We start from the raw sequence: 17,610 nt of genomic DNA, 5'->3' as shown, positions 1-17,610 counted from the left end.
TATTCTACTAAAGAACAAATATCGATTTTATCCAAGTATTTTTTTCTTAAAATAAAGCTTTGAAGGTACAAAAGAGGCAAAATAAAAATCCATATCATGAGAAAGATATGGATTCTATAATCGTTAAAATGGTAATTCTTTTTGTTCTGGAAGTAACTTGAAAGTCATTCTATGAAACTCACAAGGTCCATGCTCTCTAATTGCTTCACGATGAGCTTTAGTAGGATAACCGGCATTCTTTTTCCATTGATACGCTGGGTATTTTTCTCCCAACTCAGACATTAGATTATCTCTATATGTTTTAGCTAAAATAGAAGCGGCTGCTATTGAAGCATATTTCCCATCCCCTTTTATAATACACTCATGAGAGATACCATTATAAGGTTTAAATCGATTCCCATCAATTAATAAAAGTTCTGGTTTCTTTTCTAAGGCATCAACGCATCTGTGCATTGCTAAAAATGAAGCATTGAGTATATTGATTTTATCGATCTCGGTATGGCTAACTTCACAGATCGCATAAAAAAGTGCATCTCTTTCTATCTCTTCTCTAAGAATCTCCCTTTTCTTTGCTGAAAGTTTCTTAGAATCATTTAACAGCTCATTAGTGTAATTTTCTGGCAAGATGACTGCAGCAGCCACTACAGGCCCTGCCAAACACCCTCGTCCAGCTTCATCTAAACCAGCCTCAATTTTTCCGGATCCAAAATTTGATAACAGCAACTCTAAAAACTTTATGGTTACAAATTAAAAGTAGCATGCAATGTAAGCAACAAAAGAATGGATTGGAAAATTAATTATGAATTACACCTTAAAACGCTTAGGAACGTTTTTTCACTTCTAGTTTGACATTAACGCCCTTAGGAATATCTAATTTAATGACATCATCTTTTGGTTTTGAGAATGATGCAGCCTCAACATCATCTAACTCTCTGATACTTTTTACAAATGATAATCCGTCCAATAAGTTTTCAATTAGTTTTGAGTGTTTGTCATTATCGATAGTTATTATAAGTTTTTTCATGGATTTTGGAATGTTTGTCTGTTCTCTAAGTACACATAAATAACAATATTAATTCTTTATTGCTGTTAATCTTGCCAAATAATGGTTTACGGTTTTCAATTTAGTTGAATGAAGTCCATTTTATTACAACACTTTGAAGCTGAAAATAATCCTTACTACATTCCTCTATCAAAAATGATTAACCCTAAAAATCTAAGTTTATGAAAGCTTCAGAAGGATTTCTATTATTTCTTTCAGGTGTTGTAGCAGGAGCTGTTGCAGGCTTATTACTTGCTCCAGATAAAGGGACTGATACTCAACGAAAAATATCAGATTCTGCTCGTAAAATGCAAGATGATTTAGAAAAGCAGGTAGAGGTAGGTAAGTCTAAAATAGAGAAGTTTGCTGACCAAATTATTGATCAAAAAAACGGGCTTACAGAGAAAGCAAAACAACAATTGAATAAGGGCTAATCCTTAATTCAACTATTAGTAAAACCTTTTGGAACGCTGAATTCCAAAAGGTTTTTTTAGTTAAAACAGAATTAAAATATCGGATTCCAAGGAAGAGACTTATTGTAGAATAATTTTCCCTGTTTAATTTCTAAAGGAGAGCCAATATTATTATGATACAACTGACCTGTACCCAAACCTTGAGGGATTTTAGTATTATATTTTGAAGTAAATTGAGCTATTGCATTTAAACCTACATTCGCTTCAAGGGCAGAAGTCATCCACCAACCAATTTCTCTTTTTTCAGAAAGAAGAATCCATTCCTCAGATGAAATAAAACCACCGACTAATGAAGGTTTTAAAATAATATATTGAGGTTTGATTTGATTTAATAACAGTTCCTTAGCTTCTAATTCTTTAACACCAATCAATTCTTCATCCAATGCAATGTCTAAAGGTGTAAGCTCACATAACTTGGACATTTGCTCTATCTGACCTGCTTTTATAGGTTGTTCGATTGAATGTAATTTATAATCAGATAACCTCTTGAGTTTTTCTAAGGCATTATCTGGGGTAAAAGCTCCATTTGCATCTACGCGAATCGTTATTTGATCTTCACTAAAATGTTGACGGATATAGGCCATTAGGCTACATTCTTCTTCAAAGTCAATCCCTCCTACCTTTATTTTAATACAATCAAAACCACTATCTAACTTTGCTTTGATTTGCTCAAACATAAAGTCTTTATCACCCATCCAGATGAGTCCATTGATTGGAATTCCTGTCTGACCGTTTGAAAACGGAGTATCAAATACTTGATATTGAGCATCACTTTCTAAATCAGCTAAAGCGATTTCTAAACCAAATTTTATACTTGGGAAATCTACTAGTTCATCTATTTCTAGTACTTCATCCGATGTTTCACACTTTTCAACGAGACTAAGAATTTGGATGAGATGATTCTCATAATCAGGAATAGCATCAATACTTAAACCTTTCAAGGTACTACATTCACCAAAACCCACTTTTCCCGACTGTTCATCTTTTATCTGAATAAAAAATGTTTCCTTTTGTTGCATAGCACCACGAGAAGTACGTGCCGTAAACCTGAAATCTAAAATGTGTTTTTTATATCTAGTCTTGAACATTATCAATAAACAAGGTGACAGAATTTCATTAAAAATATTGAGTGTACCTTTCTACCTCAATATGAACAGCCAAAAATAAGATATTAATCTATATTTAGACATAAATACCTTACCAACAGCACAGCCTTCTATGGAAAAACTAAGACTATGTAATCTAGCCAAGTTGGAATCAATGTCGAATGGAAACTCAGATTTCATTATAAAAATGATCCATTCATTTATCTATAATACGACAACTGCACTAGACGAATTTAAAAGCAGTATCGAAGCTAAAGATTTAATGACACTTAGCAAGATTGCTCATAAACTAAAACCTTCATTTGACATCATGGGAGTGCATTCTCTTAAAGATCAAATTTTAAGAATTGAGCAATATGAACGAGAGCCTTTTGAAAATGATGAAATGATGGCTATTTGTAATCACTTCATGGAGAAAAGTGTAGAAGTGATTGATGAACTGACAGAATACAATAACAATAAAGAAGCTTAGAAATTAAACTCATAAGAAAAGGGAATACATCAAAAAATGTATTCCCTTTTTGTATCTCAGATTTATTGTCAATTAATATTTTGACATTTTATCTGCCATTTTCACTGCTTCGTAAGCATTAACAATACTACCAGTAGAGCTCAACTCACCAAATTTACCTTTCACTTCCTCTCCCATTTCAGAAGGGAAATTAACCTCTTTCGATTTTAATTTGGTAGCAGATTTAATAATAATACTCTTAATTTGTTTAGCACTTAGATCAGGGAAATAACTTTTGATCAAAGCCGCCACACCCGAAGTAACAGGAGTTGCCATCGATGTTCCACTCAACTTTTCATATCCGCCATTCGGAACTGTAGAATAAATATCTACACCAGGAGCAAATACATCTACTGTTTTCTTACCATAATTTGAGAAGTTAGCGACTAAATTTTCACCAGACTTCCAACTAGAAGCCCCAACTTCAATCCAGTTATTCGCTTTCTTACGAGAATTTAAGTATGTTCTGCTTGGGTAATGTGTCTCTTCATCAATATTCACGGCATCATTTCCAGCTGCATGAAGTAACAATACACCTTTTGACATTGCATATTTAACAGCATCATCAACAACTTTCTTAGATGGAGAAATTGACTTTCCGAAACTCATATTTATAATATCAGCACCATTATCAACGGCATACCTGATTGCATTAGCTACATCCTTATCTCTTTCATCTCCATCAGGGACCGTACGAATTGACATAATTGCAACATTATTTGCTACGCCTTGTAATCCAGATTCAACTCCTGCTTGAGCGGCAATAATACCTGCTACATGAGTTCCATGCTCTGAATCAGGGCCAATAACATCACTATTTCCGTAATCTTTTTCAGTCTTATCACTAAAGTCATCTCCTACAATCGGACGAGGATCAAACTCTATATTTAAGCCATAATTAAGTTTATTTTCAAAATAATTAATTGCTTCTCCAAGCATTTCTTGAGTCAATCCATTTTCATGAGCGAATAAAAGGAATCCATTTGCTTCTTGAATTTTGATATCTGGCGACTCTAAATTATTCAAAGAATCATAAATGATAGATTCTGTATCAAAATAAGCATTCATTAAACGAGCTGCTTTGGTAAACATCTCATCTAATGCTTCATATTGAACTAAACCTTGCTCACTATCTTGTCTTTCAGACTGAAATTCTTTCTTGATTTCAAGGTATCTTTGATAGTTTTTATCTTTTGCTAACTCGTCTTTATTTGCATCAGCATATTTTTCAGATAAACGAAGATACTCTCTAGTTAGCTCATAAGAATCTTCATTTACATTCTTACCATCTTTTCCTCCGATAAAATTCCAACCGTTGATATCGTCTATGTATCCATTCTTATCATCGTCAACCCCATTTCCGGCTACTTCTTTTTCATTCACCCACATCACTGGTGCTAAAGCAGGATGATCTTTATCGACTCCAGAATCTATTACAGCAACAACTACTTTTTTCTGCGGTTTTTTATTTTTCAAGTATTCATTGGCTTTGAAAGTACCAACGCCATAAATGTTGCTATCATTATATGAAAGGTGCACCCAATCTTTTGGAGCTACTTCTATTACCTCTGTTGGTTCTTGCGATTGCGCCAACGCTGCACTAAATGCCCCCAACACAAAAGCTGGAGTCATCAACATTCTTTTAAGGGTGAATTTCATTCTTTTTTAATGGTATTAATTTATAACTGTGCTAGTGAATATCTGAATTGGAATCCAAATGCAGTAGATGCTGTTCTGAACGAAGTAGATATACGTGGATCATTCACTGAACGTTCAAAATACATCTGTAAACTAGCTCTATTATTTAGTACATAATCTAATGTAGGACGGATTCTAAAGTTTTTCTGTCCATTTGTAATCAACGTTATTTCATTCTCAACTGACCTTTGATAAGTCGTTTCATCTCTCAATGTAAACGCCATACTGAATGTTAAGTCATTTTTAAGAACAATTTGAGAACCTTTACTTCGGAAAGGTAATTTCAATCCTGCTTTGGTATAACCAATACTCAAACTATAGTCATCGGCTCTTCGTTCGGACACCTCAGGATTTGTGAGGTTTAAGACGAGATTTCGCTCTTTATTATAATCAAACCTGAACTGCCAATTATTGTGCATTGCTACATTCACTCCAATCAGCGGATAGAATCGCTCATTGATTGTTACTTGAGAAATGGTGTATAATGGAATTACATTGTTCGTATTCTCATCAAGTATAATGTCATCAGGAACATCATCAACTGACTTATCTAAACCAACTGCCGAAGCCTCATAGAATAGTGATGAATTATAATTTCCAATATTATACATCGACTCATAGCTATGATTTAAAGTAACACTACTAAAGATGTCTTTAAATAATCCTAACTTAGAAAGCCCTGTGTAAGAAACAGTCCAACCCGGAATAGGAAACTCTGGGAAACTGCTCAAACTATAGCTCTCAGCATTTCCACCGCTATAAGCTGCTAAGAAAGCTGGCACTAATACATCCTGAGCATTTAATCCATAACTATTTTGAGGAACGTTATTTTGCGTTTCCAATCGACTCTGAATTGCTTGTCTATTATCTAAAAACTCATTGAATGTAGCCGATGCAATTTCATCTCCTCTGAAGGCCGTTGGTATACTGAAAAAAGAAATACCATAACTACCGCTTCTAGAAGCTAACTTTCCATCTTCTGCATCTGGTTGAAAAATAGCTTCAGAATAATTAGCCATTTCCTGTTTACGTCCAGTAAGCTCGATTCTAAAGTCTGTGAATGGTTCAAGTGTGGCTCGTAGATTCCATTCTTCTTGAGCAGTTTGCGTGAATTGCCCATTCTGAGATGAACTTTGAGATAACCATCCTTTATTTCTTGCTTCCTCTACAAAATTCACATCTTGCTGACCTAGTACAAATGGTAACCCTGGTGCTTCAAAACCTTCAGCCATTCCAAAGTTTTTAGGAGTAGGAAGAAAACCTGGTAAAACCGTAGAATTTGTTTCGGAATAACTACCATCAATTTCTTTCAACATCGTAATGAATTTGAGTGTAGTATCTAAAACCTTATTCTGTTTAGGCTTTTTATTTTGTTTTCTTCTTTCTCTTTGCTCAGTTTCATACTTCGATTTTTCTTTCTGCAACTTCGCAATTTTCTTTTCTAATCTAGATTCTTTTTCAGGCTTCTGTTCATCCTCAGATTGTTGAGATCTTTCTAATGCCTCTTGTTCTGCCTTTTCTTTAATTTTTATTTCTGTCGGCAGAGGAGATTTTTCCAACTCACCTATTTGTTCTTCTAAAACTTCATAAGGCTTATTTTCAGCTTTGAGTTTCTCAACTTCTCTCCTCATTTTATCAAGTACCTCGTCACGTTCTTTTCTTTCCTTCTCTAACTTGTACTGATTCTTATTCTTCTTTTTAAGTAACTTATCATTAAGTTTCTTGATTTTTGCATCTAGCCTTTCAATCCTCCATTGTAGTACATCTTCACTTGAAGAAGCTCTGTTTCTACTTCTTGATCTATTTCTACTACGGCTTCCTCCAGATTTTTCAAATCGCTGTAAGTAAGGTATTGAAGAGTAGATTTTTGTCATAGAAACTTTACCATTCAAGGCAATCTGTTGTCTATTTTGAATAGTATTACCTAGATCATTACCATCTGTACCTACAAAATCATCAGGAGAACCCGTCCATCCCAAATCTGCAGTATATAAAGCATTCGCACTCAAAAAGCTTGTAAGTGGAAACTTATCTAGCGGTAATGCATAATTCCCTGAAATTGTCTGATTGTAATTTCTTAGTGTTCCTAATTCCGCAATTTGATTCCAAACTTCATTAGATGAAAGGTTTGTTTCAAGGGGTTCATCAATAATTGAATTTGCATTTGAAGTATATGTCAAATTCAAATTATTAGATATATTCCACCCCAAATTATAATTTCTATTGAAAAGGAAACTCTTATCATATAGTGGTTCATCTACTACAAATTCACCAAAACTTTGAGACCTATATTGCGTTTCAGTAAAATCTCTTCTCACTTCCCATCGGGTATTAAAATTAGATGGGATTGGCATCAGATTAAAGTCTTTTATTAATCTGAAAATTCCTGCATCAAGAAATTTAGAATTCTTAAACGGCTCCCAAGGTTTTAATGGATTTGTATAAGCATAATTGAAGCCTGTATTCCAACGCTCTCCATTTTGCTCATTGATATTCATACTCTTAGTATAAGAATCTGAATACCCTCCAAAAAGAGAAACATTCTCAATATCCCAAGGGTAAGATTTCGCATTCGGATTCATTTTTCTCTTAGAGAAATTTGAAATGTTAATACTCCTAGCCCAAGTTTCTTCCATGACCTCATTTCTATAATTTATCCCCTCACTAGTGTTTTCGAAGGTTTTAATTTTGAGGTCAAGGGGAACATCTGGGTCAAATGGATCAAAGTAAGGCTCTGAAGTACCTCTTTGATAAGAAAACAGTACTGGTAATGAAATACCAACTCTATTTAGGTATAATTTATCCAGTTGGATATTTGTAGTTATACCAAAGTTCATATTCGTTGAACGTTGACGAGCAGATATTGGGTCTTGAATTCCACCAAAGCCAGCAGTGCTGTAACTTATATTGGTCGAAAGATCTGCAAAATCAGCCAATGAAGCATCTAAACGAGCATTGGCAGCCCAAGAAGAAAACGTATTAATTCCTGATACTCTTAATTCATTAAACCAAACAATCACATCTTCGATTGTTTTGTTCTGAGTGTTATTTCGTAAACCAAGCATAGCAGATTTTACGCTACTTAAATCTGGACGACCTCTAACACTTACTGTATAATTCCCAATTTTTTCAGGATTGACAAAAACACTATCTAATGGAAATCTATCTGTGTCTCGATTAAGCTTAACATCGATTAATCTAGCAAGCTCTAAATCAATTCTATTTTCTTGCCTCCAAACCTGCGATGGAGCACTTGACGTTCTTGGAGTTGTCAGTTTCAATGGTACCTCTATTTCATAATAGTTTTGAGTAAAGTCAGTACCTAATCGAATGAATGCTACAGCCTCATCATCATTTACTTGATTCCCCCCCTCAGCATGAATTTCCATTTTAAGTCGTTCATAGTTGATAAGATCTAAACTAAATGTTTTATAAACACCTCTTCCCTCTTCAGGTTCTAATCGATTTACGGACAATTGAATAGATTGCTCATTTAATTGCCTTGTCACTGTAGATGTAGGGTCAAAGTCACGAATTATCCCTGGAGGTACAACATAAGGAGTTGTCTCTCCATTAGACACTCCATTTTGTTCAATATTCACTGAAGCCACTGTAAAACCAGTATTATCAGGAACACCTTCAATTGGCGAAGCATTTCTATCATCAATATCTCCTGCAAAAACTCTCCATTGAGCACCGACAAGCTTAAAGTCTACCATTCTTAAAACTACGGGTTGCTCCCAGCCTGTCATATACATTCGCATGAAACGAACAGATTTTAAGTTATCTATACCTCCTACAGCTTCATCACTTTGATTGACAGGTATTCTAAATTGATACCAATTTACCTCCTCTCCATTAACATTAGCTGTGATTCTATCTGTCGCATATTTCAAATTAGGAGACAATGGCAAACTAGGGTCAAAATCCTCAGGCCTAAATTCTAATTCGTACTCATAATACTTATTTGTAAGGTTGACTTGATTATCGTTGTTCAAGTCTTCATTGTCGGGAATACTAGTTGAAGAAGATGGAAAATCTGCATTTCCACTATTTGCTGGTGAGTTACCATCAGGGTTATTAAAGTCTTTATAACGAGCTAAAATCTTCGCATCTTCTTGATCAAACCCTGCATCTAAATAATACCTAAAATTATCAGATGATGGGTCAGCTGTTATTTGAGCTAAAGCATCTGCATTAAGATTAGCTCCTAAAACACTTAAGAAATCACTAAAGAAGCTCACTTCATCATCATTCCTTAAACCATCATACCCAACATCTTGAGCATCTCTTGGCACCGCTTGATTAAATGCATTTGTTCCCAAAGGAGTTACATTAGGGATTACTCCCCAAGGGTCATTTTCTCTGTTTTGATCTTGATTAGCAGACAATCCATTTTCGAAGAAATGTTGTCCATCAGGAATTAAATCTTCGGAGATATCTCCTAGGTTAAAGTAAAAACGTCCTCCAGTATTATTATTTGTAGCCCCTTCAATTTGTCCATTTGGACCATTTAAGAATGGGTCAAGTAACCAAAATTCAATATACTGTATATTAAGATTCTCAAAATCTACATTGGTTTGAATAGCCCTTGTAAGTGCTCCGAAGTTTGATTCTGGATTATTTAATTTACCATCTGAGGTTACATTTTCGGAGTAGTTATAAGGTCCTCTTTCTTCTGGATAATACGCGATATCAAAAGAAATTTCATTTGTAGAAATTTGCTGTTGATCTCTACCTGGAAAAACCTCGTTAAAACCAATACTTCTTATGTAATGATTATTTAAATCTTGATCAGTAATATTTGAAGGTCGGGAAAACGTACCATTACCATTTGAATAGAAGATATTATCAATGTTATACCAAGCAACCTTTGCTCTATTATAGTTCACGGCTAAAGAATCACTTCCTTGGTCCAATCCTATATCTTCCAAAATACGAACAGGAGTAGAACCTAACTTCCACTCTTGAACCGTTCTAGTTTGATTATATGAAATCTCACTTCCCTCAAAATCATCTATATATGCAGTCCCCTCGTCACCGACTATTTTAGGTGTTCCAGGAATAAGCTGAGCAAACTCACCTTTAAACACAAAATTAGATGGAGCTTTCGTACTAATACCAGGTAAAGCATCTACCATTTTTGTTAAAAACCTAGATTCTGATCTATAATCTAAGGTCGTACCCCACATGGTGTTCTTCAAAGACTCTGAGCCTACTGAAACTCTAGAAGTCAATGGTCTTTCCGTTAAATGAAGCAAAGTCGAGGTCAACTTAAAATCTGGTGAGAAATGATATTCTAAATCAACTCCAACTAGATTTTTAGTTTTAACGTTAAACAGGTCTGCTCTCTCATACGTAATTCTGATATCTTGATTAGAACCTAAAACATTTGGATTTAAAATTTTAACCCTACCAAACTGATAATCTACACTATAATCAGTTCCTTCTGATAAAGGAGAACCACCCATTGTTACGACTACCGACCCTTCTGAAATATTTATACCTGGAAGAAAAATATCTCCACCTGAGGATGACTGATACTCTCCTTGGATATAATATTTATTCTGAATTGTATTGTTCTGAGCATCTGCTTTTGTCTGACTATAGAGATCACTAAAAACATACTGACTTTCAAAACCAGAAGCTCCCACTTGTTGGAGAGTACTACTCATTGTTTCTCCAAAAGGCTCTAGAACAGGAAAGATTAATAATCCGTCATTTTCATTTACGGTTACTCCTGAAACATAATCAAAAAAGCTATCTGGATTTCGACTTTGGTTTCTATCTAATTGATCTACGTTAAAAATTCTAACAAAAAGTGAATCTTTAAGCGCAGGTATATCCTGTATACTTGGGTTATCAGCTCCAGTAGCATCATTTCTATAGATAACATTAAACCTAAAGTTATCACGTTGTAAGCCTGTAGCATCTAATGAATAAATATTTTTCATCATTAAATCCCAAGCAGGATACCTAACAATCTCACTTTGATTATTAGGGTTAGGCACGTCGATCTGAATAGAGGCAGGCTTTAAAAGCTTCATAAAGATCAAATCGGTAGCTCCTAAACCTAAGGTATTTATATCGTTCTGCAATTCACCTACTTGAAATCTTTGACCTTGAACAGAATATTCAAAAGCAATTGCAAGCATTTCATCATTTCTGAGAGGAGTTTTAAGGCTTATGTATCCTAAACTATTTTTTGTTACTCCTCCGTGAATTGTATATTCAGCCTCTGTTAATTCTCTTGCTGAAGTTAATATTTCGTATTCTGTACCATTATTTAATCCTTCACTTTCAAGTATTGCTCTAACACTTGTTGGTGTACGATCTATATTACTCAGTTGAGAATAAAGAGTATTATTACCATTATCTGTTGGATTAGAAACCCCATTCCCTCCCCATTCATTATTAAAAGGATCTCCTTCACCCAAATCCAAAAGTCCAACCACACCTCTTAAGTTCTGAGTGGCATTAGATCTATTTGTCACATATACCTTAATGTTAGTGATATCAACACCTGCAGCAACATTTGGTAAGGCTGTTAAAGCACCTTCATACCTGTCTCTAAAATAATGACCTAAAAAGAAGTGACGATTTTCATCATACTCATACCCTTGAAGTTCTACTTCTTGTGTCTGTGCACCATTTTTAATTACAATGGTTTCAGTAGCTCCTTGATGTGATGAAAAAATTGAGCTAACCCATAAATTCCCAAAGCGTAACTTAGTGTAAACACCAAAAAGATTTTGTGCACCTGTAATCAAAGAGTTAGATACTGGAAAGCTAACATTACCAACTTGAACATCTTGGACTATATCCTCCTCGGCCGCAGTATAGTTAATATTAAATTGTTGCTGAAAATCAAAGGTACTCTTCGTATCGTAGTTCGCACTTACTTGAAGCTTTGTTCCAATCTGACCAACCATACTGAAACCAATCTGTTGATCAAAATTAAAACCTCCAACCCTTTGCTGTCTTACTGGAATTTCAGGATTGTCTACACGTTGCCAAAGTCCTCCAAAATCAAGAACAAGGTTACCTGACGTTTGTATATCTATAGTGCTACCACCAAACAACCAATCCACTACTTTTCCACCATCAATTACAGGAATGATTCTACGGTTGTCATCTCCAGGCAAGTTATCCCCTCCATCTTGTTGGATGGCAAGATTTTTCCAATAATCATTTTGGTCTTTCAAATACCTATAAACTTCATAGCTTCCATAAGGTATTTGTGTTTCTGGTCTATAATCTAGCCCATCATATGTTTCTGAAACGTTAAAGTTCTTTCCAGATGAATCTAATTCAACACCTAACTTAATCGCATCAGGATTTTGAATAATTACCGGTGAAGATGTTCTCTTATTCGAAAAAGGGTCTCCATAACGATCGGACTCGTAGGGTTTGATTCCCTTAACTTTGCCAGACTTCTTAGTTGTATCTTGATCCAATACCACATTTTGAGGTATCTGCTGAAACCTCGTCTTTGGGGCAGCTGAAATATTAGACAGTAGTGTAAACACAAAACTGAATACTAAACACAGCCTTATTAATTTGGTTATCCTAGTCAAAACAATTGAAATTAGCTATCTCTACAACTTTATTAAAAAAAGGAAATATTCAGGTATAAGCAATTGGTCTACCTTGATTTAGAGGCAGAAAAGTTCTTATCAGTAATATTTTCCTTGAAAAGAAACATTATTCACATAAAATGAATATACACTATTTAGTTTTTCACGCTGTGTAGAGGTGCTTCATATATTAATTTTTAAGTGCATATTTGATTAAGTCTTCTACTGACAAATCATTTCCGTATTTGGCAGAAACAGACTTTAAAACTTTTGCGGCAGCTGGTTTGGCAAAGCCCAACTGTAAAAGTGCCTCAAGAGCTTCTTGTATATTTGGATTGTATGAAGATGAAGTTCTAGCTGAACTAGTATCGAAACCTTCAGGTAGGTCTAACTTACTTACTTTATCTTTCAAGTCGATGATCAACCTTTTAGCAGTCTTAGCTCCAATTCCTTTTACCGACTGAATACTTTTAAGGTCTTCACCAAGAATTGCTTGAATGACTTCCTCAGGATTCATAGATGATAAAACGGCCAAAGCAGTTGATGGTCCAATACCTGAAACGCTTATCAAAGCTTCAAAAAGTTCTTTTTCTAAAAGAGTAGTAAAACCAAAAAGACTTTGTTGATCTTCTTTTACATGAAAATAAGTATACAATTTGTATTCATTATTTTCCTGTAGGCTCGATGATGTATTTAAAGACACAAAAATTTCATATCCTATCCCTCCCACGTCTAACACTATAAAAGTTGGGGCTTTTAAGGTTAGTTTTCCTTTCAAATAATAATACATACTTATGCGTTCCTTGAATTAGCCTACGAATTAGAATATTTTAATTAATATATCAAATATATTAACATTCAAATAAAAATACACCATTATTGAACAAGCTTATTTGACATTAACATATTTAAATCAATATCAATAGTAGGTGTTAAGAGTATTCACAGAGTAACTTATAATAATCTGAATAAAAATATATCTTTATAAAAGATTAAAAACTAATTACATCAAATTGATAATGTGACTATTACAAAATCACATAAATTGTACACATATTAGATTTATAAACCCATTATAATTTCCATGAAAAACTTAGTCACAACCTAAGTTTAACCCACATTTGAAAATGTCAGCTCAAAGTTGGCAACTTGATTAACCCTCACCATTCATTAAGTATTACACTCCTTCAAAGCATTGGAAGTTCTTCACTTCCAATGCTTTTCTTAAAATATGAAAAAAATTAACCATTCAAGACTAGCTATATCACTTACAAGAACTGTTGTCTGCACCTGCCTTCTTGCTAGTTGTAACCTTTATGAGTTCACACCCTTTGATATAGACTTTGAAGAAGATGAGAAGAATATTCATCAGAAGAATAAAATGCTTCTTTCTGATTTTAGTCCTAAAAATGATTCTATTCAGTTCATCTTTCTAACCGATAATCAAAATTCATTTGATGAGTTAGACGATGTCGTTAAAGATATTAGCGCAAGAGATGATATTCCTTTTGCCATTCTTGGTGGAGACATTACAGAGTTTGGACTGCCAGAAGAATATAGGGTTGGTTTGGAGTTCTTCAAAAAAATGCGAATTCCATTCTTTTCTACTATTGGAAATCACGACCTACTCGGAACAGGTATTGATGCTTTTGAAGAAATGTATGGCCCATTGAATGACTCTTTCACACTAGATAGTGTCAAATTTATATTCTATAATACTAATTCAAGAGAGTTTCAATATGACTTTAGTGTACCTGATATCGTTTGGTTAGAAAATGAATTACAAGAAAATGATTCAGTTAAAGCATCAATCATTTTTTCTCATGTAGGGATAAAACCAACAGACAATAGTATAGACTTGAGACTTTTCCCAAAGCTTGATTCCATTATTAGCAATACACCGAATGTATTGGCTAATATTCACGGACATGGACATGAAACAGAAATAACTTTTCCTTATACAAACAAGGATATTCCATCTATTCAGATAGATGATGTGATTGATAAGAATTACTCCATTTTCACAATATCATCAAACTTAGAATTGACTTGGGAAATCATAGAAGTAGAATAAAAATATACACTTTAGTCATCACATTACTAACCTTCACATTTGTGAGTTTTGGCCAAAAAAGGTCTAAACTAATCCCTAATTACCTTAATATTCATACTGGAGGAGGTAATGGACTACTTAATTTTGGTGCAGGGTATATAAGAGGAAAAAAAAGTAAACATTATTTCGAATTAGGTTATGGATTTGTGCCTTCTAACACTAGAGGTCGAGCTAAAAATATAATTAACGCGAAGTATACACTTTGGCTTGTGAAACCTTTTCTTATATCCCAAAAAATAGGCTACTACCCTTTAGCTTTAGGGAATACATTTAGCTATTTTTTTGGACCACAGCATGAAGGTCTAATTGCAGGTTACCCTAGGGGGTATTATTGGTTTAGGACAGATGTAACTTCTCGATACTTCTTAGCTACACGCTTTGATATTAAAATAGGTGAAGAGAATTCTATAAATAAAATTTCCTTTTATGGAGATATAGGGAGAACATTGCTATATAGCGTCACAAAATTCAGAAACGATTCTCTAGATTTCTTTGACTTTATGAATGTAGGATTCGGATGCATACTCTATTTTAAATGAAGAGATAAACATAATATTAATATTTAATTTCTTTCGAAGAATAATACAGATAAAAGCTATTTAGTCTGCGAGATCATTCCTGATTGTTAAGTAAATACACTAATCGGATACTCAGATATAATTAATATCTGATACCCATGTTTTACAAAGCATATTCTCTGTGAAAATTTGATTCAATATATTCTCTGCAACAAGTTGACCATATATAGAATCAGTGGTAATTATATATTTTCTTTTTTAGTATACTCCTTAGTCCCATCTCTCGAGTTAGACGAGCTACATAGCATCTAAAAGGACAAGATCAATTTAACCCAGTTATTTGCGAATTCTGTAACTGCCATAGATTCGGAGGTTATCTTCAAATATTCTTCTGATTTTTGATTTGATGTGTATACTTCACAAACTAGATGTTTATACCTGTATGAAATAATCCCATTTGTAAAACGAGTTTCTACTAGTCTTTAATTTAAGTTCGTACACATTTTCTCAACTGAATAAAAACATTTATAACTCTTAATCGACTCGTACTTATTCAGTCTTTCTTGGAGAAAATGCTCATGTTATTTTTAAGATATAACGTTCTAGTTCAGTATTTCCCAGGGATTTCTTTAATTATTTAACTACCTATATTTCAACAATTAACATCCTTCCAACCAATAAACCTTCAGGACTTATTGACTTTTCAGCCAATTACTAAGCGTAATTAAACTTGCTTGATAATCTTTGGCTAATTGACTTATTGAATATCCTGATGAAAGTAAGTCTAGAACTATCTCTTTAAATGCGGTATCATATTTTTCCATAACATTAGAAGTTAAAAAAATATAGTTTCTATTTGTGCCCTTAAATTAGACTCTCGATAAGCTACTTGTAGAAATATATTGAACTATATATTTACTTGGTGTTAATTTATTCATTGTATGATTGGCGGATTTATTGGTAGAACTAAAAGTCCCTTCAATCAAATCTTTCTGACACTTGACTCACTTTTGCGATAGAATTACATCTACACATAAATTGTGTAAATTTTCATTCTTAATAAGTTAAGAATGAAAATTCAATAAAATATAAAATAAATCTAACGACCTTCTTATTCTTTTTTATATATCTATTTTTACAGAATGAAAGTAGATAAGTTTGTACTCCTTCTGATCTTGATGATCATCCTTGCATATTTTATTCCTCAATTAGGACATATTCTTCCTTTAGAAGAAATTGGTACTTACGGTATAGCTGGTATTTTTTTCTTTTATGGATTGAAGCTAAGCCCTTCTCAAATGAAAGAAGATTTGAGTAATTGGAAACTTCATTTACTAATTCAAAGCACTACTTTCATCATATTTCCTCTTCTAGTTTTATGCTTTTATCCATTCATAAATTCTGAAGAAACCCGTCTTTATTGGCTTGCGGTTTTTTACTTAGCAGTACTCCCTTCTACAGTATCATCTTCTGTAGTAATGGTGTCGATTGCCAAAGGTAATATTCCATCAGCAATTTTTAATGCAAGTATTTCAGGTCTAATAGGAATGGTACTCACTCCTCTATGGATGAGTCCTTTTTTACAAGCTCAAGGTAGTGATCTAGCCATTAGAGATATATTCCTTAAACTATTTCTCCAAATTTTATTACCTGTAATTTTAGGTGTTGTATTAAACAAATTTTGGGGTAAATGGGCTATCAGATACAAAGCTCAATTAGGCAATTTTGATAAAGCCATTATCCTTATAATAGTATATGAGAGTTTTTGTGATTCATTTGAACAAGGAATTTTTGAACAAATGGAAACCCTTGAATTATTAGTTCTAGCTTTTGCGATCGTTTTTCTATTCTTTTTAGTGATGCAAGCTGTAAAGGTTATTAGCAACTTTCTAGGCTTTAACAGACAAGATCAAATTACTGCATTATTTTGTGGTTCAAAGAAATCATTGGTTCACGGAACAGTCTTTTCCAATGTCCTTTTTGTTGGAATGACTCAAGCTGGTTTGTTCTTAGTTCCAATAATGCTATATCATGCTTTTCAGTTGTTCTACATAAGTATCCTAGCTGAAAAAATGGGTAGAACTGAAATAGACAATTAAGATAGATACCTTAGGTTAAATAAATATTCCGCCAATAGCTGGTATGAGAAAAACAGACTTAAAATGAAAAAGATAGTGGATGTAGCCAATGTGAGCTTAGTCTTACTTTGAGGCTCTAAATAATATCCATCAACCATATAATCTAATGGGTCTTTTGGGTTATATTTTACCTCTACCTTTCCATTTGGCTCTGTGGTTCTGTAATTGATGGATTCAATCTTAAATCTTCTACCATCAAAAATATCAAACTCTATAAAAGCGATTAGTTTTGATGGAGTTACCTCCTCATATTCATAACCATCTTCATCTACTTCAACATAGGTATATTTACCTGGAATCTTACTAACAATAATACCACTTGAGGATAAGGCTGTGGACAAGAACCGTCTTCTTCTAAAAAATATATCAAGAGCTATATAAAGTAATAAAAGTGCAAGAAAAAGGCACACTCCAAGCCCTGATGAATAAGCTGT

At 33.7% G+C, this 17,610-nt stretch carries 13 protein-coding genes; 5 read left to right on the top strand and 8 right to left on the bottom strand.

The annotated features are described in order from the left end of the window. Positions 1–123: 123 nt before the first annotated feature. Together BC781_RS15085 and BC781_RS15080 are read right to left on the bottom strand one after the other, a co-directional pair. Positions 124–723, bottom strand: a complete 600-nt coding sequence (locus BC781_RS15085) for a ribonuclease HII (RefSeq protein ID WP_109619200.1) — start codon at positions 721–723, stop codon at positions 124–126. Positions 724–820: 97 nt separating this feature from the next. Further along, positions 821–1,024 carry a hypothetical protein gene (locus BC781_RS15080; protein ID WP_109619199.1) on the bottom strand — a complete coding sequence of 68 codons (204 nt, stop codon included), beginning with the start codon at positions 1,022–1,024 and terminating at the stop codon, positions 821–823. Positions 1,025–1,224: 200 nt separating this feature from the next. On the opposite strand from BC781_RS15080, the gene BC781_RS15075 reads away from it, so the two are divergent. Beyond that, complete coding sequence (locus tag BC781_RS15075; protein ID WP_109619198.1) at positions 1,225–1,476, top strand: YtxH domain-containing protein; 252 nt, start codon at positions 1,225–1,227, stop codon at positions 1,474–1,476. Between the two features lie 71 nt (positions 1,477–1,547). Here the strand turns inward: BC781_RS15075 and BC781_RS15070 are convergent, their stop codons facing one another. Further along, a complete protein-coding gene (locus BC781_RS15070; protein WP_109619197.1) occupies positions 1,548–2,603 on the bottom strand; it encodes an o-succinylbenzoate synthase in 1,056 nt (351 codons plus the stop codon). A gap of 130 nt (positions 2,604–2,733) precedes the next feature. Here BC781_RS15070 and BC781_RS15065 point away from each other — a divergent pair, with 130 nt between their 5' ends. Beyond that, complete coding sequence (locus BC781_RS15065; protein ID WP_109619196.1) at positions 2,734–3,093, top strand: Hpt domain-containing protein; 360 nt, start codon at positions 2,734–2,736, stop codon at positions 3,091–3,093. 72 nt (positions 3,094–3,165) lie between these two features. Here BC781_RS15065 and BC781_RS15060 read toward each other — a convergent pair whose 3' ends face one another. The 3 genes from BC781_RS15060 to ruvA form a co-directional block, all read right to left on the bottom strand. After that, positions 3,166–4,791 carry a S8 family peptidase gene (locus tag BC781_RS15060; protein ID WP_211323821.1) on the bottom strand — a complete coding sequence of 542 codons (1,626 nt, stop codon included), beginning with the start codon at positions 4,789–4,791 and terminating at the stop codon, positions 3,166–3,168. A 20-nt stretch (positions 4,792–4,811) separates the two neighbouring features. Next, positions 4,812–12,359: a T9SS outer membrane translocon Sov/SprA gene (gene sov / locus BC781_RS15055; RefSeq protein ID WP_158281495.1), complete on the bottom strand. Its 7,548-nt coding sequence runs from the start codon at positions 12,357–12,359 to the stop codon at positions 4,812–4,814. 238 nt (positions 12,360–12,597) lie between these two features. Next, positions 12,598–13,197 carry a Holliday junction branch migration protein RuvA gene (gene ruvA / locus BC781_RS15050; RefSeq protein WP_109619190.1) on the bottom strand — a complete coding sequence of 200 codons (600 nt, stop codon included), beginning with the start codon at positions 13,195–13,197 and terminating at the stop codon, positions 12,598–12,600. Positions 13,198–13,638: 441 nt separating this feature from the next. On the opposite strand from ruvA, the gene BC781_RS15045 reads away from it, so the two are divergent. Next, positions 13,639–14,481: a metallophosphoesterase family protein gene (locus BC781_RS15045; RefSeq protein WP_109619188.1), complete on the top strand. Its 843-nt coding sequence runs from the start codon at positions 13,639–13,641 to the stop codon at positions 14,479–14,481. Between the two features lie 41 nt (positions 14,482–14,522). Next, positions 14,523–15,059, top strand: a complete 537-nt coding sequence (locus BC781_RS15040) for a hypothetical protein (protein WP_109619186.1) — start codon at positions 14,523–14,525, stop codon at positions 15,057–15,059. A gap of 671 nt (positions 15,060–15,730) precedes the next feature. Here the strand turns inward: BC781_RS15040 and BC781_RS25575 are convergent. Then, entirely contained in the window at positions 15,731–15,862 is a 132-nt protein-coding gene (locus BC781_RS25575) for a transposase (RefSeq protein WP_146201703.1), read from the bottom strand. 318 nt (positions 15,863–16,180) lie between these two features. Here BC781_RS25575 and BC781_RS15035 point away from each other — a divergent pair, with 318 nt between their 5' ends. Further along, complete coding sequence (locus tag BC781_RS15035) at positions 16,181–17,137, top strand: bile acid:sodium symporter family protein (protein WP_109619184.1); 957 nt, start codon at positions 16,181–16,183, stop codon at positions 17,135–17,137. Here the strand turns inward: BC781_RS15035 and BC781_RS15030 are convergent. After that, positions 17,134–17,517, bottom strand: a complete 384-nt coding sequence (locus BC781_RS15030; RefSeq protein WP_146201702.1) for a hypothetical protein — start codon at positions 17,515–17,517, stop codon at positions 17,134–17,136. The genes BC781_RS15035 and BC781_RS15030 overlap by 4 nt on opposite strands. Positions 17,518–17,610: the final 93 nt, after the last annotated feature.

It is taken from the genome of Sediminitomix flava (genome assembly GCF_003149185.1).
GTDB classification, from domain to species: domain Bacteria; phylum Bacteroidota; class Bacteroidia; order Cytophagales; family Flammeovirgaceae; genus Sediminitomix; species Sediminitomix flava.
This window is presented reverse-complemented; position numbering and strand designations above follow the sequence as displayed.